This is a genomic window from Colwellia sp. BRX10-3, assembly GCF_014077505.1.
Taxonomy (GTDB): domain Bacteria; phylum Pseudomonadota; class Gammaproteobacteria; order Enterobacterales; family Alteromonadaceae; genus Cognaticolwellia.
The window spans coordinates 1-18,366 of sequence record NZ_JACGWA010000020.1 but is presented as its reverse complement, the minus strand read 5'-3'; the positions used below and the strand labels follow the sequence as shown (position 1 = coordinate 18,366).

The following is an 18,366-nucleotide window of genomic DNA, read 5'->3' as shown; positions in this document are numbered from 1 at the left end:
GTTTTGATATTCGCACTGATTGCAAAATGATTAACAATGCTATTCAAATTCAAAGCTCAATTGGTATTATACTAAGCCATAGAGTTAGCTATAAAGGAATATATTATGGATGAAATCACGACGTTTATAGCTGCTATTGCAAATGAAACCCAGCAAGATGACAGCCGAATACTGTTGAAGTTATTAGCTGATGCATCTGGCTATGCGCCTAGTTTACAAGGCAGTATTATAGGTTTTGGGCAATATCATTATAAATATGAAAGTGGCCGAGAGGGCGACAGTGCGGTTATTGGTTTTTCACCACGAAAACAAAATATTACGATTTATATTATGCCGGGGTTTTCAAATTATCCGCATTTATTAGCGCGGCTTGGTAAACATAAAGTAAGTAAGTCTTGTTTATACATAAACAAGTTGGCTGATGTTGATCTTGAGGTTTTAAAAGAAATAGCGAGTTTGTCGGTTAAGGAAATGCAAAGCAAATATAGCTGCAGCCAAAAGTAGCATAGCAGCTATTGGTTAACTTTTACCATGATGCCTTTTCAAATAGGCTGTTAAAACGTAATGTCTTGTTCAAAAGATAACATTACCAAAATGTAACCATGGCTAAAATGGTGATGGAAACTGTCGTAATACCTGATCAATATCTTCAAGCACTTCAGCGGATAGTGGTTGTTTGAATGCATCTATGTTTTCGGTCAATTGTTGCATACTAGTCGCGCCTATGATGGTTGAAGTAACACCATTTACTTGGTTACACCAAGCTAAAGCCAAATATGCAGGCGAAATATTATGCTTTTTAGCAATGTTAACATACGCTTGAACTGCGGCATCAGCATGTGTTGTGTCTCTGAACAGACCATGGCGTTGTTCAAGTGTCCATCGACTGCCTTTTGGGCGTTTATCATTGAGGTATTTGCCGGTAAGTGCCCCTGTTGCAAGGGGTGACCAAGGTAAATAGGCAATATCTTCATGTACACAATTTTCAATCAAATACGGCCAATCTTTAGTATGTAACAAACTAAATTCATTTTGTATCGATACCATACGCGGCAAATTATGCTCAGCACTTAATTTTAGGTACTGGTTAATACCCCAAGGTGTATCATCTGATAGTCCACAATATCTAATTTTACCGGCTTTAACGCAATTATCTAAACCTTGCAAAATATCTAACATTTCTTCATTTTGTTGTTCAGCATTGACCTGCGTGTAGTTAATTTTATTTGGCCAGTGATTACCAAAGTGAGGAGACTGACGGTTAGGCCAGTGTAATTGATAAAGGTCAATATAATCAGTTTGTAGACGCTTTAGAGATGTTTCAACTGCGGCAATAACGTTGGCACCTGATATTTTGCTGCCATCTCGAATATAGGAAAACCCTGGGCCAGCAATTTTTGACGCGAGTACAATATTACTTCTACGGGATGGGTTTGCTTTTAACCAGTTACCAATTATTGCTTCTGTTTTGCCGTAAGTTTCTGCCGAAGGTGGCACAGCGTACATTTCGGCAGTGTCAATAAAGTTAATGCCTTTCGATTGAGCATAATCGATTTGGGCGTTAGCATCGGCTTGATTGTTTTGTAATCCCCAGGTCATACTGCCTAAACAAGCACGCGACACGTCTAATAAACTACTGCCTAATCGAACATATTTCATCTTATTAACCTTTTATCATTCGTCCAAATAACTAATACCAAATACGGGTTAGCGGATCCAACGAAGAAATTTAAATTTCATCTTACTATATGGCGCAAATCTCACCGGTAAGTCTTTAATAAATGGTCGCGACAGAACTGACTTTAAATGGCTAAAATTATCAAAACCGGCTTTACCGCTATATTGCCCCATACCACTAGGGCCAGTACCGCCAAAGGGTAGGTCTGGTACCGCATTGAACATGATAACATCATTAATGCATTGGCTTCCTGAACTTATTTCATTTACCCAAGCCTGGCATTGTGCTTTGTTTTTACTGAATATGTAGGCTGAAAGTGGCTTATCTCGTGCTTTAACAAATGCTTTTGCACTGTCAAAGTCTTCGATAGCAATAATAGGGAGAATAGCGCCAAAAATTTCATCAGTCATCAAGGCACTATCAAGTGGAGGATTAACGACTATAGTTGGCGCAATATATCGGTTTTTAATGTCATATTCGCCGCCAAATTCAATGGCTATATCGGATAAGTAGCTACTAATACGTTCGGTATGGCGTTCGTTGACAATTCGGCCATAACTTGTACTTTGCTTTGGGTCTTTACCAAACATGGTATTAATTTGTTTTTTAAGTGCGGTCACGAGTGGTGCAATCATACTTTTTGAGGTGATGATATAATCAGGAGCTATGCAGGTTTGTCCTGCATTCATCCACTTTCCCCAAGCAATTCGTTGTGCGGTAATATTAATATCAGCACTTTCATCAATATAAACAGGGCTTTTACCACCTAGCTCTAAGGTTACTGGGGTTAAATGTTTTGCGGCAGCGGCCATAACAATGCGGCCAACTTGGCCATTACCCGTGTACATAATATGGTCAAACTGCAGTGCAAGTAATGCTGTGGTCTCTTCTACGCCGCCTTCTACAACTGAAATAGCTTTATTATCTAAATACTCAGGAATAAGTTTGGTTAAAAGCGCAGAGGTAGCAGGGGCAAGCTCTGAAGGTTTAACAATAGCGCAGTTACCTGCGGCAATAACCGCGACTAAGGGCGCAAGAATGAGTTGCATGGGATAATTCCAAGCACCAATGATAAGTACTGTGCCTTGAGGCTCAGGATGAATGTAGGAACGTCCGGGCTGTGCAGTGATAGGCGTTGAAACAGGGCGTTTTTTTGCCCAACGTTCAAGTCGTTTACATACATGGTCGACGTCACCAGTTACATAAGATACTTCAGTAATCCATGCTTCTTGTGCTGGTTTGCCTAAATCGGCTTGTAGAGCATCTAAAAAAAGTTGTTCATTGTCTATCACCAAACGTTTTATTTGCTGAAGCTGATTTTTTCGCCAAGACAAATCACGTGTTGAATTGGAGGAGAAAAATTGCTGATGTTGTGCTAGTTGTTCGCTAAAATTCAAAAGTGTTCCTGATTATATTCAATGGTCGGATGACTTAATTTAACTGATTTAACCTAACAGTACAAAGCTTAACTGGTGAGGCTATGGTGGTTTTAGGAAATAAATTATAGCCAAGCTTTACTGTAGTACTACTTAATATCTCTGAAATAATACAATGTTTTTAACACTTGCCTATTAGTGTGTGAGCCATACTTTATAGACTTGGCATTAAATTTCTATTAGATGAAAAAAAGCCCATTATTGCTTTTAGCAGTAATGGGCTTTACGACATGGGTTGTTTTTATAAAAGTATTAACTAACCTGCTTTTAAATAATCAGAGTCAAAGTCATCAACATCAATAGTTGCTTTGCGAGCAATTTCTGTTGCTGTAAGCAATGCAGCTTCTTCTTCAGTAATAATGTTCGCAGCTAGGCCTTTGACAGCCACAAGATCAAGTTGATAAAATGGCAGACGTTGCCCTAGTTCACGACAAATTTTGTCAAAAATAGGTTCACAAGCAATAATATCTTCAAGCGTTTGTTCTAATTGACCTAAAACATTGCCTGGCTCACGAGTAAGGTATTGGCCTTGCCCTAAGCGTGTTCGTGTTTCATTAGGATACTGGAGTAAGGCAGCAACTTTATGATCTGTGATATCAGACGGCTTTTTCAACCAGCAGCCTAGAGGCAAAATGATAAGTCTCAAGACTTTAGCCACTATTCGGTTTGGAAAGTTGCTAATGAGTTCATCTATAGCTTGTTGAATATTATACAGGCTATCTTCTAAAGCCCATTGTAATAAAGGAAAATCAGCAATTTGACGACCTTCATCGTTGTAACGTTTAAGCGTTGCGGATGCTAAGTATAGGTAACTTAAAATATCACCTAGTCGCGCTGAAATGCGTTCTCGGCGTTTTAAATCACCACCTATGGTCAACATAGCAATATCAGAAAGCATGGCTAAGTTTGAGCTAAAACGGGTCATTAACTGATAGTAACGTCTAGTTTCATCGTTATAAGGTGCGCTAAGTGCATAACTGCCGGTAAAGGAAAACCAAACACTACGGCATATATTACTAATTGCAAAACCGATATGACCAAACAATGCATGATCAAAGTCATTTAATGCTTGATCTTTATCTTGATTATTTGCTGCTGATAATTCAGCAAGCACATATGGATGGCAACGAATAGCGCCTTGACCATAAATGATCATGCTACGAGTCAGAATGTTTGCACCTTCTACCGTAATGGCGACAGGAGCACCTTGATAAGCACGAGCAAGGTAGTTACCCGGCCCCATACAAATACCTTTACCACCATGAATATCCATAGCATCAGCTACGCAATTACGCATTTTTTCGGTGAGGTGATATTTAGCGATTGCAGACACAACACTTGGCTTTTCGCCCAAATCAATTGCGCCGGTCGACATGGTGGTTACTGCATCCATTAAATAGGCATTACCACCAATGCGAGCTAGTGCCTCTTCGACACCTTCCATTTTACCAATAGATATTTTAAATTGGCGACGAATACGGCTATAAGCGCCCGTAGCCAATGCAAGCGATTTGATACCACCAGTACTGTTTGACGGTAAGGTAATTGCTCGGCCAACCGATAAACATTCAACCAGCATACGCCAGCCTTGACCTGCCATTTCTGGGCCACCAATGATAAAACTTAAAGGGACGAAAACGTCATCACCTTGGGTTGGGCCATTTTGAAACGGTACGTTAAGTGGGAAATGACGACGACCAGTAATAACACCTTCAATGTCTGTAGGTATTAATGCACAGGTAATGCCTAAATCTTCTTCTTCACCTAACAAGTGATCAGGGTCTTGCAATTTAAATGCTAAACCTAATACGGTCGCAACAGGTGCTAAGGTAATATAACGTTTATTCCACGTTAAACGCATGCCTAGTACTTCTTCACCGTTAAACTCACCGCGACAAACAATGCCGAAGTCAGGAATCGCACCAGCATCTGATCCAGCTTCTGGGCTAGTTAAGGCAAAACAAGGAATTTCATCGCCTTTAACTAATCGTGGCAAATAATAATCTTGTTGCTCTTTTGTGCCGTAATGTTGCAATAACTCGCCTGGGCCTAGTGAATTAGGTACGCCAACGGTAGATGCCAAAACAGTACTAACACTAGAAAGTTTTTGCAAAACGCGTGATTGAGCAAAAGCACAAAACTCAAGACCACCGTATTGCTTTTTAATGATCATCGCAAAAAATTTATTATCTTTAAGGTATTGCCATACCTCTGGTGTTAAATCGGCAAGTTCATGCGTTGTTTGCCAGTCATCAGTCATGCGGCAAACTTCTTCTACAGGACCATCTAAAAACGCTTGTTCTTCTGCGCTTAATCTAGGCTTAGGGTAGTTGTGAAGTTTTTTCCAATCGGGCGTGCCGCGAAATAATTCTGCTTCAAACCAAGTGGTACCCGCGTCAATTGCTTCTCGTTCAGTTTCTGACATTTCGGGCATAATTCCCCGAAAAATAGCGAGTAAAGGATTAGAAATATACTGTTTTCGCACATCTGCAATATTTAAAGGGATTGCGATAATGGCAAAAAGTAGCCAGCCGAAGAAACCGATGACATCGAAAAAAGTGCCCACAATCATCAGTAAGGTAAATGCTATGGTAAATGTTGATAGCGAGGCGCGTGAATAAGCCATATACCCGCATAATGCTATAGCAATGAGTATCCAAGTTAAGTAGTCCACATGTGTTCCTTAATGTTGATATTTTGGTCAACCTTGATTAAGGTCAGACCAGATTAGTTGTTTAAGCTTAATTCGTCTGATGCATAATTTCAAATTATTTATCGTTACTTACCCGCGTTTTCTGCGGTTATTTGTTGTTGTGTGTAAAAACAGTATAAATTAATCGCCATATCAACGTAAAATGGTGCAGTAGCCTCAATTATAGTTGAGGTTAATTAAGATACTTTTTTATATTTACCTGACAGATACCTCAATTGTAACAATGTTATTTTCTGGTATTTATTCTATCAATTTATTATTTATTGGTTTTATTATATGTGCGAATTAATGGCGATGAGTGCCAATGTACCCACGGATATTTGTTTTAGTTTTAGTGGCTTAATGCAACGTGGCGGTAATACCGGACCACATAAAGACGGCTGGGGTATTACTTTTTATGAAGGTAAGGGCTGCAGAAGCTTTAAAGATCCACTGCCTAGCGCACATTCGCCCATTGCCCAACTGGTGACTGACTACCCGATTAAAAGTGAAACGGTGATTTGTCATATCCGACAAGCAAACTCGGGCAATGTATCTTTGGTGAACACTCATCCATTTGTTCGCCCAATGTGGGGGAAAAATTGGACTTATGCGCATAATGGCCAATTAGCGGATTATCAAGATAAGTTATCTACAAAGTATCACCTGCCTATTGGAGAAACCGATAGCGAACAAGCGTTTTGTTGGATATTAGATCAGCTTTTACATAAATTTGACGGCGACGAGCCTAACTCAGAAGTATTATTTCATTATATAATTGGGTTATGTAAACAAATTAATGATCTCGGTGTGTTTAATTTATTGTTAACCGATGGTGACTTTTTATTAGTCTATTGTACCAATAATTTACATTGGTTAACGCGTCGGGCACCTTTTGGTAAAGCGAGTTTAATTGATGCAGAAATGGTGGTTAATTTTGATCAAGAAACCACTGAAAATGACATTGTTACTGTTATTGCAACTCAGCCATTAACTAACGATGAAACATGGCAAAAAATGCAAACTGGAGAAGGGTTATTATTTTGTAAAGGGCAGTTAATGTTTCAAAGTGAGTAAAGTTAGCAAAACTTAATCATTAATTAAATCAATTGACTGTTAACTGCACCACTAATAAAAGAGCTACTTTAGGATAACTTTGTGACAATTTAAGCAGTTTTCATTAAAACTGAGTTATTTACTCTTAGCTTTTGCTGGAACCGTTGAGGTAACTGACTTTAATTGTGCTTCAAATTGTTCTACATCACCTTTAATTTGATGAAGTTTTACTAAAAGGTAATCTAGCTCTGGTGCAAACCAAGCGTAAGTTACACGATTTTTCTCAATTACTTCACGTTTAAGTTTTATGGTTTTTACTAAACCATAAGGCAGCATAAGTTCTTCTTCACCGTCATATTGATAAACGTAATTTTTGATTGAACCTGATGTTTTAATTACCGGATAAACAAAATGTTCTTGCTTAGGGTTAGCCATCATATTCAGTCGATGCTGTAAATGATAGCTAAGCGGGTCTTGAATGTTTTCAGGGAATTTTATACTTTTTGTTCGATCTTTTCTCTCATCAACGGCGCTATTATTGTCGGTATCATAACGCCATTTATAATGCTTATCAGAGCCAGTACCTTCGCGAAGGTATTCATAACTTGTCGGCGTTACTTTGTGGCCTTCAAGTTTAACAATCGAAGTTTCTTCACGAATATCTGAGAAAATTAACCATTCAATATTGGTATGATAACTGTATTGAGCCAAGCCATTATCTAAGTAGCTTAATTCACGCGTTGCTTCGCCAACGGATTTAGACTTATGCAAAAGAGTATATTTAGCACTAAATGCAGGGATCATTACGCTATTTTCTTTGTCTGCTGCCACAACACTAAAGGTGAGGCTAGACAAAAGTAAAGGGATATAAGGTAATGATTTCAACATGGTAAATTCTCTAAATTAAATACTATTCTTCGCTAGCATACCCTGAAAGAGGTAAGATTACACCATCAAATAATGCACTTTCTTCTGCCATTGTTACGCGCTTAACACAACACCAATTAACCACCATAGGATAAATACGATGTTCTTGTTGATGCACTCGCTGCGCAAGTTCATCGGCGGTGTCTTCTGGAAAAACAGGTACTTTTGCTTGTAAAATTACCGGGCCACCATCAAGTTCTTCTGTAACAAAATGCACACTAACACCATGTTCAGTATCACCGGCGTCAATCGCCCGTTGATGTGTATGTAAACCTTGATATTTAGGTAGTAGAGAAGGGTGGATATTGATCAAACGGCCTTGAAATTTTTGCACGAATTTAGCCGTTAAAATACGCATAAAACCTGCTAGTACAATCAAATCAGGCTGATAGTTATTAATTTCAGTGATTAATGCGCTATCGTAGCTTTCTCGGGTGTCAAAGTCTTTATGTGAAAGCACAGAAGTCGCTATTGCAGCGTCTTGTGCTCGCGTTAATCCATAAGCGTCAGCATTGTTAGATACTACAGCGACAATTTCGCCGCCGTAGTTGTCATGCTTACTGGCATCAATAATCGCCTGTAAGTTTGTGCCGCCGCCGGAAATTAGTACTACAATTCGGCTTCGCATTAATGATTAACCTTTGTTGATAATAACTTGTTCTTGGCCTGCTTTAAGGTCAGCAATTTCACCAATGTGCCAGGCGTTTTCACCTTGAGCATTGAGAATGTCGATACTTTTTGTTAATTGGTCAGCAGGTACTACGATGATCATACCAACGCCACAGTTAAAAGTGCGGTACATTTCATGTTCAGTGATGTTGCCGTTTTCTTGTAACCAGTTAAAGATTGCCGGCCATTGCCAGCTAGTACCATCAACAATTGCTTGCGCACTTTCTGGTAATACACGAGGAATGTTTTCCCAAAAACCGCCACCCGTAATGTGTGACAATGCGTGTACGTCAACATGCTTAAGTAGTTCTAAAACTGACTTAACATAAATTTTTGTTGGCGCTAAAAGATGATCGGCTAATGATTTACCGTTAAGTAGGTCATTAGTGTCAGTGTTATTTACTTCTAATACTTTACGTACTAAAGAGTAACCGTTTGAGTGTGCACCAGAAGAGCCAAGGGCAATCAGTTGATCACCAGCAGCGACTTTAGTGCCATCAAGCAAACGTGATTTCTCAGCTACACCAACACAAAAACCAGCGATATCGTAGTCGCCTTTGTGGTACATGCCTGGCATTTCAGCTGTTTCGCCGCCAACTAATGCACAACCTGCTTGCACACAACCTTCAGCAATTCCTTCAACCACGGCAGAGGCAACAGCAACATCAAGTTTCGCTGTAGCGTAATAATCGAGGAAGAATAAAGGCTCAGCACCTTGCACGATTAAATCGTTAACACACATAGCGACTAAGTCGATACCAACGGTATCATGCTTTTGTAAGTCGATGGCTAAACGTAATTTAGTACCAACGCCATCTGTTCCGGCAACAAGTACAGGCTCTTTATAACCCGTAGGAAGTTGGCATACAGAGCCAAAACCACCTAGACCCCCCATAACTTCTGGACGAGTAGTGCGTTTTACGGCACCTTTAATATTTTCAACTAGGGCATTACCTGCATCTATATCAACGCCAGCATCTTTATAACTTAAAGACTGTTTTTCTTCGCTCACGGGGGAACCTCAATTATATTGTTAGTTTGCTTGTACGATAAGGCGCATATTCTATCAGCGCAAAGACTCGCTGAAAATCTTTAAAATAAATTATTTTTTATAAGTGATAAAAATCAGCAACATTATGATAAGATCTTCACTATGAAACACATGTTAATCCTATCTATGTTCAGAAATATATTCAGAAATTGTCTGATATTCTTATTCTTTGTATTACCGCTTAATATTAGCGCTATCGAAGTTGGGAACTTGTACAGCGCAAAAGTAGCTGTAGCGTCTCAATCCAATGACGATCGTAATCAAGCACTCCAAAATGCCTTACGGGCAGTTTTAGTGAAGATCGGCGGCAAGGAAATCGAACACCCGCTGATTACTCAGGCAATAAAGAATTACAATAATTATGTAACACAATATCAATATATCCGCAGTAAAGATAAAGCATTACTCAATGTTGCCTTTGACGAAGACAAGATAAATCAATTGTTTAAAGAAAGCGATTTGGCCATTTGGGGGCGATTAAGGCCACAAGTGATGGTGTGGTTGATTGAGGAAAATGGCTTTAAGCGGGAAATAATTTCATCAACATCTAATTCTTTGTTACCTAATGTGATAAATGATTTTTCTCAATTACGTGGTTTGCCATTAGTGATGCCAATAATGGATTTGACTGACTTAACTGCTTTGACATTATCTGATGTTTGGGGGCGTTTTTCACAACCGGTAGCGCAAGCCTCTGCACGTTATATGGCAGAAGCTGTTGTGGTAATAAGAGTCTCAAATTCAAGCTTAGTTGCTGCCGAAGATGACACGGTAGATTGTCCGCTATGTCAAGAAAATAGCTTAGCAGTGGATTGGAGTTTAATGACTGATGCGCAAAGTGAGCATGCACAAATATTTAGCGAACAATATCTGGGTGATAACATTGATGCGTTATTAATTACTGCATTATCTGATATCACCGACATTATTTATCAGCAATATGCATTATCAACAACTAACAGTAATGAATTTCAAGTAGATGTTGCCAATATCGCCTCATTAGCCGAATTAATTGCGGTGTCAGAGTTTCTCAAAGAATTGTCTGCTGTGCAGTCTGTACAATTGATTAGTGTGCAAGGCACTAATCGCCGTTTTAAATTATCGTTAATTGGATCACAACAAGCATTGTTTGCCTCATTAAAATTAAGTGAACAGTTAAATCGTTATATTGATCCCTTGGCAGCTCCAGAGGGCATAGAACAAGTGCCGGTATTCTACTGGAGCAAAAAGTGAAGAAAGTTTCGCAATTAACGCTGTCGGTGCAATTACCAGATGATGAAACATTCGCGAGCTTTCAAAGCGAGAGCAACCAAATGGTTGTGCAACAATTAACGCATTTTCTTGACCATGTTGGTGATGAAAATAAACAAGTACACAGTTTGTTTTTGTTCGGTTTAACCGGCGTGGGTAAAAGCCACTTGTTGCATGCGAGTTGCGCATATGCAGACACACTAGGTATTACATCCTTGTGTTTGTCGTTTTCCGAACTCACACAGCTTTCGGTAGATGTACTGGATGGTTTAGAGAATATTGATTTAGTGTGTTTGGACGATATTCAGTTAATTGCCGGTAATACAAAGTGGCAACAAGGCGTGTTTGATTTATACAACCGTATGATTGAGCAAAACAAATGTTTGATTATTACTGGCGATCAAAGCGTTGCGCAGTTAAATATTAGTTTGCCCGATTTGGTATCACGACTAAGTTGGGGTTTAACAGAACAATTAAAGCCATTGTCTGATAAAGAAAAGTCATTTGCTTTGCAATATAGAGCGCAGCAAAGGGGTTTAACGATGAACGATGATGTGGCGAGTTTTTTAATAAATCGTTTGTCGCGTGATATGACCAGCTTAATTGCTGCATTAGAGCAGCTTGATCAAGCGTCAATAAGAGAACAGCGTCGAATTACTATTCCTTTTATTAAAGATATCTTGTTTTAAATTACTTTCAAATCAATTGTTAACCTTATCTTTCAAATCATTGACTTAAATCATCAACTAAAAGACAGTGACTCACCTCTATGATTGAAACCAATAGTTTGCCCCTAAACACTTAATATTACTGCTCTAAAATCCAAGTGATAACCTTATTCAAACTTTAGCTGCTTTAGCCACTTAAGCCTATTTAGCTACATCTGTGTTTATGCTTAATAAAGCTTAGTCTTATTTACGTTTAGGGATAGGTTTTTCATAAAACATTGGGCCATTGGCATTAATTCTCTGACTTTTGGTTTTATTTAACGAGACACTATCAACTAAAGCATCAACAGATGATTTATTAACTTGTTCAACGGTCGGGCTAATAGCTAAATTTTCTGACCAAGTTTTCCCTGGCTCCATCGCTATTGGCGCTGATAAATTGCTAATAATGTTAGACGCTGCAGTAAACTCTGGCAATATGCGTCGGGTAACATAGTCAACTCTTGGCTTAATATTAGTGTCACCGATACGGCCGCGTTGTCCCCAAGTTACTATGTATTGCTCACCTTCGCTTTGAGGCTGACTAGTCACAGCAACATCTCTGTCAACATCGTAACGTGCTTTCATCATAAAACCGTCGAATAGCATGGCGTAGTCTTCGCGTTTACTGGTGTAATTATAAAACTGCGGTGCATGCTCAGGGCTAAAAAATCCTGTTACGTCACTCGGGCTATAATTTTTTTCGCTGCTGGTTGCTGATTCACCTTGAAAACGAACTTGCGCTAGGCGATACATTTGTGTGCCATTTAGCGGTAGGCTAGTGCTTAATAAATCAGATTGTATGCCTGTTGATTGTATAATTTTATCTGCGGCATCTAGTATTCGGTCATTTCGATTTAAGTTTGGCCAGTTACTTTGTGCAAAAAAATCATTGGCGTGTGCAAGTTCGTGATACATCAATGAAGCTAGATTATACACTCCATCGCTTGCGTCACGTGTCACTCTCATATTTTCTGGATAGAAAAAGCTCGCGTAGTTATTATTTTTAACATAGCGCCATGGCATCACGAAGTTTAGGTCATCGCCAAATGATGCACGATAATCAGGTGCTTCATTTATAGTATCTCTTTCATCAGGTGTTAACCAAAGGTTGTTAGGATCTAGATGAATCGCACCCGTAACTACCCAATAATATGAAGGGCGAACGTCATACGAAATAACAATGGCTGTGGTGGCTCGAAGTAAGTTTTTAAAATCACCTTGCTGATCCGAGTTTTGTAAAAACTCTTTAAACCTTTGTCCCATCCATCGATGAGAAACCACAACGCGGTCCATAATATCTTCAATAGTCGGTGTGGTGGTATCTTGTGCTATCAGGGGTAGTTCATTTAAACGACAACTAGTGCGAAAATCAATGGTGTTAATGTAAACACAGTTAACTAAAACGTTTGCATAAGGAGAGTTGGCATTAAAAGGAAATACCGTGGCTAATCTTGAGTCGTATGCGGTGTTTTCATTGGTGCTAATTGTTGGCGCATCTTCGATTAATATTGCAACGTCATCTTGATATCGATTCGTACCATCTGAAGCACTCACGGTAAAGGTAAGCAAACTATCAGCACTGACCGCTGGCGCTTTAAAAAAAACTGCACTTTTTCCTGCAGTTGTTTCACTAAAAGTAACCGTTGGGCCAGAGGTTTGTTGCCATACAATAGTGTCGGTTGTTAACGCTGTATTTTCTATGTTGGCTCTTAAAGAAACGTCGTTACCTTCAAGAACAGCATGACCTAACCTAGCTGATACTTGGTTACTTTCATCTGACACAACAACGGTATGCGATAATGCTTCACTAATTCCATTACGTCTAAAGTTAACTTGAAAACTATAATCACCACTAACAGATGGCGTAAAAGCAATACCTTTTGAGTTACCTGCATGAAAAACAAGCTCACTGCCTGCAGTTTGTTGCCAACTAATGTTACTGATGGTGTCGTCAGGATAATAAAGGAATAACTCAACCGGTTTTGCCGTTTTGCTATCGTCGTCAAATGCAATTATGCCAGTTTGAGTCACAACGGGAGTAAAGTCATCAATAGGCACGATTTTTTCAGAGGCAGAGCCACTACCGCCACAACCTTGCGCAATCAAAGTAACTAAAGTTAATGTTAGTACTTTAACCGCGTTTGATAATGCTTTTTGTTTTATGCGAATACTATTCATTCGTGCCTCTTTTTTAAATGCTTAGTTAAACTAAAAGACCTGCTAATGGGAGATAAAATTCACCTGTTTTTTAATCACTGAAATTTTCAGGCTGAACTGAGTGCTGTAAAAGTAATCTAGATAACGCAATAACGCTTAATATATGTAGCTAATTTTAATAGTAAAGTAAAGAGCATTCTTAGCTATATCAACAAGGGTAGAATGGATGAAATGTCAATATTGCAGCACTAAATCTCAGTAATAATATATTTAGTGCTTTTGTTATAAATCGTTTAATCTTTCTTTTTACGAATACTTAAACCAAGTTCTTGGCCACGGTATTTTGTATAATAACTACCAGCAATAAACATTACTGTGGCAAAAAACAATTCGCCCACTGCCCATAGTTTTTCATCAGCTGAAACCCACAATGTGGTTAAGCTATGCAGAAAATAAATCATCACGATAAAGTTTGACCAGGCGTAAGTGTATGGATTGCCTTGTATTAATCCTTTGAGAGGAAATAACAAAGGTAAAGTAAAAAACACTAAAGTTAAGGGCACTGATAATGCGCTGTCATCACTGATAAAAACGAGCCAAAATGGCATGTAAAATAGTAATGAAAAATAGCCAAATAAAGTTATTTTTTTAAGAGTAGTTGTTGAAAAACGTGGTTTAGTTGTCATTTTTAATTATTAGCCTGCATTAGCGAAAGTACGTTTTCTGGTGGTCGACCGATAATGGCACGTTTGTTATCAGTGACAATAGGGCGTTCAATCAGTTTCGGGGTCGCAGCCATAGCGGCAATTAAAGTCGCATCATCTGCATTAGCTAAGTCTTGCTCTTTATATTCAGCTTCTTTTGTTCGCATTATTTCTCGTGGTGACAATTTGAGTAATGACAATAACTGTTCAATTTTAGCAATACTAAGCGGTGTTTTTAAATATTCAACAATAGTCACCTCTCTTTTTTTTTCTTCGATGAGTGTTAATGTTTGTCGGCTTTTGGAGCAACGAGGGTTGTGATAAATCGTTAACATGTTCTTCTCTTAATTTGTTTAGATTAATTTAACTGTATTTTAACTGACTTTTTATAGCCGCTTAAGCTTTTCTTGTTGTTCTTGTAATTGCAGTATGCGGCCTTTCATACGTTTTTGTAACAATGGGTTTTCTTCAACAAAGTTATAAGCCGTTTGCAATTCGTCAACCGCCTTTGGATAGGCGCCAAGCAAAGCATATACTTCAGCTTTAGTGGCATGCATAAGGGCTATTTTATCTTGTTTTCTATAAACCTCTGTTAATAAATCATTGGCAATGAAGTTTTTTGGGCTCAGCACTAAGAAATTCTGTAGCAATATTTCTGCTTTATTGTATTGCTCAACTTCATTTAATACGTTGGCGTAGTTTAATGTTACCACTTGGTTGTTCGGCATTAACAGGTTTAACTCGCTTAGCATAGTAATGGCTTTATCGAAGGCTTTAACCGCAATATAAGCATCAGCTAAGGCGTCAACATAAAATAAATTTCTGTTGTCGTCATGCAATAGTGCTTCAAGCTGCGTGATGGCGATTTGATAACTTTTATTTTCATAATGGGATAGGGCAAGACCATATTGTGTTGCTGCTTCTATCGCATAACGCTTTGTATCCAGAGTTTGCTGAAAATTAATGATGTTATCTTTAGCTTCACCTTGATATCTTGCGATAATGCGGGCTTTAGCTAACTCAAATTGCAAACTAGGCGCTAATGGCCGAGGTGAATAGTTGTGCGCCCTTATTCTGGCATCTGCAATTCTAGACTCAGGTAAAGGATGTGTTAATAACATTGCCGGTGGTTTTGATTTGTAACGGTATTTTTCTGACATGGTGGTGAAAAAGTCAGGTGCACCTTGTGGGTTAAAGCCACTGTTGGCGAGTAGAGCAATACCAACTCTGTCAGCCTCTTGCTCGTTACCTCGAGTATAATTAATGCTAGCTTGTTGTGATGCTGCCATTGTGGTACTAAGTGCGGCCATACCTACGCTAGGGTTTATTAAAGTCAGCAAAACGCTAGAAACCATGGCGGCCATGGTTAACGGTTGTGATTTATTCTGTGATTCTAATCTTCTTGCCAAATGACGTTGGGTAACATGTGATATTTCGTGAGCGACCACTGAGGCAAGTTCACTTTCAGTGCTGGCTGTGGTTATCAGGCCACTATGAATGGCAATATGGCCACCAAAAAAGGCAAAAGCATTTAATTCTTGGTTCCGTATGATAAAAAATTCAAAACTATAGTTAACGTCTTTGGCGTTGCGTACCATGCGGTTACCTAAGTCATTAATATATTCTGTTAAAACAGGATCGTTTAATATCGGTTGAGACGCGCGAATATGACGCATCATTTCGCCACCAATTTGGCGTTCTTTTTCAATTGATAAAACACTCACGCCCGCTGAACCTATTTCGGGGAGTTTATTTTTATTAGTTTCTTTATTCGCGGCAAATGCATTGCTTGTAATAGTTGTGGCTAAGGCAAGTGTAATAATAAGCGGCTTTAATTTAAACAAATTTAATTTTCCATATTGTCAGGTTTTTCAACACTCTCTTTAAGTTGAGATTGTGAATGCTTACGATAAATTTCTTTACAGAATTCGGCTATTGTATGGCCTTTTGTGTCAGTAATATTAAATGATTTTTGTAGTAATATAATCAATTCGTCTACACGCTGATGAGCGTAACGAATAAGGGCGTAATCAGCTATATCGCCCTTTTGAAAGGTGTAGACAATAAAAGGGATCAATGAGTTCAATCTAAACAACATTTGCATTGTTGCTGGCCTCCATTCTATAAATGGACAAAGTGGGTTGTTAAGTTGAGCTTGAAGCACGCGTTCATCATTAATTATGGGGTAACAATGTAATTCATAATGTTGTTCATTGATATTATGGTAAAGCGAAATTTTTGGCTTGCGTGTTGTTACTTTTCCCATAATGTCGTTTTGTTGTTCTACGGTATTTAAATTCCAATTTCTCTGGTCGAGTAATTGTTTAAATGCATTGTTAAAACCATGGGTTAAGATCCCATCAATATCACTAATTGAATTCGCCGCTAATTGATAAATAGCGGGAATATCACCCCAATTTAACTTTTTTTTATACGCGTTGATTTCTTTAAGACTAGGATTATCAGAAAGCTTGCTCATTTAACCTCTTTAAATTATAAAAATAGAGTAAAAGAATTTACAAATGTCATTGTAATCAATTGTCGCAAATTAGATAATCAAACTAAAGCACTGCGCATACTTTTATTTATGATATACGAATACGATGCTACACAAGATAAATGTCCAATACCATTGGTAAATTTACGTTTGTTACTGAGAAAGTTAACACCTATTGATAGTTGTTTGATACGCATTTGCGATAATGGTTCTAAAAAAGATATTCCTAAATTGTTAACCAAACAAGGGTTTTATTTTGAACAACGTAATCTTGATAAATATATTGTTGAATTAATGATAAAAATGGAAAAGTAAATATTATGGTTTCACTGTTTAGAGATTGGTACAAAAGAAATTTTTCAGATCCGAGTGCAGTAACCTTAATGGTTATTTTAATTTGTACTTTTTTGTTTGTTTATTTTTTCAGTAATTTATTAATGCCAGTATTTGTTGCCGTGGCGATTGCGTTTTTATTAGATTTGCCGGTGAATAAACTTTCTCAGGTGGGTTTATCTCGCGGCCTCTCGGTCGTTATTGTAGTTTCTGCTTTTGTGGGGGTAACTTTAATCGGTATATTGGGACTTATGCCCGTAATTTGGCAGCAAAGTAGTAATTTACTACAAGAAGTTCCACAAATGGTTGGCAAAGGGCACACCTATTTATTAGCCTTACCTGAACAATATCCAGAGTTTATCAGTGCTGAGCAAATCGGCAACTTAATTACGTTAGTTAATGACAAACTGATTGAATGGGGGCAGGTAGCCTTAAAAGCATCACTTGGCTCAATTTCTAATGTTGTTGCGCTATTGATATATTTGATTTTAGTACCGCTAATGGTATTTTTTTTCCTGAAAGATAAAAGTGTTCTCTTTGATAGTTTACGCAAGTTTTTGCCAAACGATCGCCGTATGGCAAAACAAGTAGGCACTGAAATGAATCAACAAATCATGAATTACATTCGCGGTAAATTAATTGAAATTATTATTATAGGTACGGCATCTACTATCGCGTTTATTACCTTGGGACTGAATTACCCGGTATTACTTGGGGTTTTGGTGGGTTTATCAGTACTTGTACCTTATGTTGGCGCAACCATTGTAACTCTACCTGTTTTACTTGTGGCTTTGTTTCAATTTGGCACAAGTGCTGAATTTGGTTATGTGATGATAGCCTACGGTATTATCCAAGCACTAGATGGTAACTTGTTAGTACCATTACTTTTTTCAGAAGCGGTGAACTTGCACCCGGTTACTATTATTATTGCGGTGATATTATTTGGTGGTTTATGGGGCTTTTGGGGGGTGTTTTTTGCTATTCCATTAGCAACGTTAGTTAAAGCGGTACTCAATGCTTGGTCAACCACCACTCAAGGTGAGGCCATAACTGAAATTTAGTTTGTTATTATTATAACTATTGTCCCGTCCTAGAATATGTTGACGGTTTTAATGAAAGGCCAGTGGCTTAAGCTTCTGGTCTTTTTTGTGCACTTGGTTTGGTGTTTTCATTGCCAAACTTAAGTGCGGCCTTATTTCATTATA

At 38.3% G+C, this 18,366-nt stretch carries 17 protein-coding genes; 6 read left to right on the top strand and 11 right to left on the bottom strand.

Annotated features, from left to right (window positions below):
- The first annotated feature begins 105 nt into the window (after positions 1–105).
- Positions 106–504 carry a DUF1801 domain-containing protein gene (locus tag H4J38_RS16250; protein WP_182133428.1) on the top strand — a complete coding sequence of 133 codons (399 nt, stop codon included), beginning with the start codon at positions 106–108 and terminating at the stop codon, positions 502–504.
- Between the two features lie 102 nt (positions 505–606).
- On the opposite strand, the gene H4J38_RS16245 is transcribed toward H4J38_RS16250, so the two are convergent.
- From H4J38_RS16245 to fadE, 3 genes are all read right to left on the bottom strand, one after another.
- Complete coding sequence (locus tag H4J38_RS16245) at positions 607–1,659, bottom strand: aldo/keto reductase (protein ID WP_182133426.1); 1,053 nt, start codon at positions 1,657–1,659, stop codon at positions 607–609.
- A gap of 48 nt (positions 1,660–1,707) precedes the next feature.
- Positions 1,708–3,075: an aldehyde dehydrogenase family protein gene (locus H4J38_RS16240; RefSeq protein ID WP_182133424.1), complete on the bottom strand. Its 1,368-nt coding sequence runs from the start codon at positions 3,073–3,075 to the stop codon at positions 1,708–1,710.
- A gap of 295 nt (positions 3,076–3,370) precedes the next feature.
- Positions 3,371–5,788 carry an acyl-CoA dehydrogenase FadE gene (fadE, locus tag H4J38_RS16235; RefSeq protein ID WP_182133422.1) on the bottom strand — a complete coding sequence of 806 codons (2,418 nt, stop codon included), beginning with the start codon at positions 5,786–5,788 and terminating at the stop codon, positions 3,371–3,373.
- 315 nt (positions 5,789–6,103) lie between these two features.
- Between fadE and H4J38_RS16230 the strand changes: the two genes are divergently transcribed.
- Positions 6,104–6,883, top strand: a complete 780-nt coding sequence (locus H4J38_RS16230; RefSeq protein ID WP_182133421.1) for a class II glutamine amidotransferase — start codon at positions 6,104–6,106, stop codon at positions 6,881–6,883.
- Between the two features lie 114 nt (positions 6,884–6,997).
- Here H4J38_RS16230 and H4J38_RS16225 read toward each other — a convergent pair whose 3' ends face one another.
- Genes H4J38_RS16225 through purM form a run of 3 tightly spaced genes read right to left on the bottom strand, consistent with a single transcriptional unit; the run spans position 6,998 to position 9,470 of the window.
- On the bottom strand, positions 6,998–7,750 hold the full coding sequence (locus H4J38_RS16225; protein ID WP_182133419.1) for a DUF3108 domain-containing protein: 753 nt from the start codon (positions 7,748–7,750) through the stop codon (positions 6,998–7,000).
- 22 nt (positions 7,751–7,772) lie between these two features.
- On the bottom strand, positions 7,773–8,417 hold the full coding sequence (purN, locus tag H4J38_RS16220) for a phosphoribosylglycinamide formyltransferase (RefSeq protein ID WP_182133417.1): 645 nt from the start codon (positions 8,415–8,417) through the stop codon (positions 7,773–7,775).
- 6 nt (positions 8,418–8,423) lie between these two features.
- On the bottom strand, positions 8,424–9,470 hold the full coding sequence (purM, locus tag H4J38_RS16215) for a phosphoribosylformylglycinamidine cyclo-ligase (RefSeq protein ID WP_182133415.1): 1,047 nt from the start codon (positions 9,468–9,470) through the stop codon (positions 8,424–8,426).
- A 141-nt stretch (positions 9,471–9,611) separates the two neighbouring features.
- Here purM and H4J38_RS16210 point away from each other — a divergent pair, with 141 nt between their 5' ends.
- On the top strand, positions 9,612–10,742 hold the full coding sequence (locus H4J38_RS16210) for a DUF2066 domain-containing protein (RefSeq protein ID WP_182133413.1): 1,131 nt from the start codon (positions 9,612–9,614) through the stop codon (positions 10,740–10,742).
- Positions 10,739–11,449 (top strand): DnaA regulatory inactivator Hda, encoded by a 711-nt coding sequence (gene hda / locus H4J38_RS16205; RefSeq protein ID WP_182133411.1) that lies wholly within the window; start codon positions 10,739–10,741, stop codon positions 11,447–11,449. The genes H4J38_RS16210 and hda overlap by 4 nt, the downstream gene beginning before the upstream one ends.
- 222 nt (positions 11,450–11,671) lie before the next feature.
- Here hda and H4J38_RS16200 read toward each other — a convergent pair whose 3' ends face one another.
- The 5 genes from H4J38_RS16200 to H4J38_RS16180 all read right to left on the bottom strand — a co-directional run bounded on the left by H4J38_RS16200 (position 11,672) and on the right by H4J38_RS16180 (position 16,810).
- Positions 11,672–13,648: a hypothetical protein gene (locus H4J38_RS16200; RefSeq protein WP_182133409.1), complete on the bottom strand. Its 1,977-nt coding sequence runs from the start codon at positions 13,646–13,648 to the stop codon at positions 11,672–11,674.
- Between the two features lie 272 nt (positions 13,649–13,920).
- Positions 13,921–14,313 carry a DUF2069 domain-containing protein gene (locus H4J38_RS16195; protein WP_182133407.1) on the bottom strand — a complete coding sequence of 131 codons (393 nt, stop codon included), beginning with the start codon at positions 14,311–14,313 and terminating at the stop codon, positions 13,921–13,923.
- Between the two features lie 2 nt (positions 14,314–14,315).
- Positions 14,316–14,666: an arsenate reductase (glutaredoxin) gene (gene arsC, locus H4J38_RS16190; protein ID WP_182133405.1), complete on the bottom strand. Its 351-nt coding sequence runs from the start codon at positions 14,664–14,666 to the stop codon at positions 14,316–14,318.
- Positions 14,667–14,717: 51 nt separating this feature from the next.
- Positions 14,718–16,175: a M48 family metalloprotease gene (locus tag H4J38_RS16185; RefSeq protein WP_182133403.1), complete on the bottom strand. Its 1,458-nt coding sequence runs from the start codon at positions 16,173–16,175 to the stop codon at positions 14,718–14,720.
- A gap of 2 nt (positions 16,176–16,177) precedes the next feature.
- Entirely contained in the window at positions 16,178–16,810 is a 633-nt protein-coding gene (locus tag H4J38_RS16180; protein WP_182133401.1) for a hypothetical protein, read from the bottom strand.
- A gap of 108 nt (positions 16,811–16,918) precedes the next feature.
- Between H4J38_RS16180 and H4J38_RS16175 the strand changes: the two genes are divergently transcribed.
- Positions 16,919–17,143 carry a sulfurtransferase TusA family protein gene (locus tag H4J38_RS16175; protein ID WP_182133399.1) on the top strand — a complete coding sequence of 75 codons (225 nt, stop codon included), beginning with the start codon at positions 16,919–16,921 and terminating at the stop codon, positions 17,141–17,143.
- Positions 17,144–17,148: 5 nt separating this feature from the next.
- Positions 17,149–18,222, top strand: a complete 1,074-nt coding sequence (locus H4J38_RS16170; protein ID WP_182133397.1) for an AI-2E family transporter — start codon at positions 17,149–17,151, stop codon at positions 18,220–18,222.
- The last annotated feature ends 144 nt before the right edge of the window (positions 18,223–18,366 follow it).

Coding starts and splice junctions, on each gene's coding strand:
- H4J38_RS16210 (WP_182133413.1), top strand. CDS start 9,612: ATGAAACACATGTTAATCCTATCTATGTTCAGAAATATATTCAGAAAT.
- arsC (WP_182133405.1), bottom strand. CDS start 14,666: ATGTTAACGATTTATCACAACCCTCGTTGCTCCAAAAGCCGACAAACA.
- H4J38_RS16230 (WP_182133421.1), top strand. CDS start 6,104: ATGTGCGAATTAATGGCGATGAGTGCCAATGTACCCACGGATATTTGT.
- H4J38_RS16200 (WP_182133409.1), bottom strand. CDS start 13,648: ATGAATAGTATTCGCATAAAACAAAAAGCATTATCAAACGCGGTTAAA.
- H4J38_RS16245 (WP_182133426.1), bottom strand. CDS start 1,659: ATGAAATATGTTCGATTAGGCAGTAGTTTATTAGACGTGTCGCGTGCT.
- H4J38_RS16250 (WP_182133428.1), top strand. CDS start 106: ATGGATGAAATCACGACGTTTATAGCTGCTATTGCAAATGAAACCCAG.
- purN (WP_182133417.1), bottom strand. CDS start 8,417: ATGCGAAGCCGAATTGTAGTACTAATTTCCGGCGGCGGCACAAACTTA.
- H4J38_RS16170 (WP_182133397.1), top strand. CDS start 17,149: ATGGTTTCACTGTTTAGAGATTGGTACAAAAGAAATTTTTCAGATCCG.
- H4J38_RS16180 (WP_182133401.1), bottom strand. CDS start 16,810: ATGAGCAAGCTTTCTGATAATCCTAGTCTTAAAGAAATCAACGCGTAT.
- H4J38_RS16195 (WP_182133407.1), bottom strand. CDS start 14,313: ATGACAACTAAACCACGTTTTTCAACAACTACTCTTAAAAAAATAACT.
- H4J38_RS16225 (WP_182133419.1), bottom strand. CDS start 7,750: ATGTTGAAATCATTACCTTATATCCCTTTACTTTTGTCTAGCCTCACC.
- H4J38_RS16175 (WP_182133399.1), top strand. CDS start 16,919: ATGATATACGAATACGATGCTACACAAGATAAATGTCCAATACCATTG.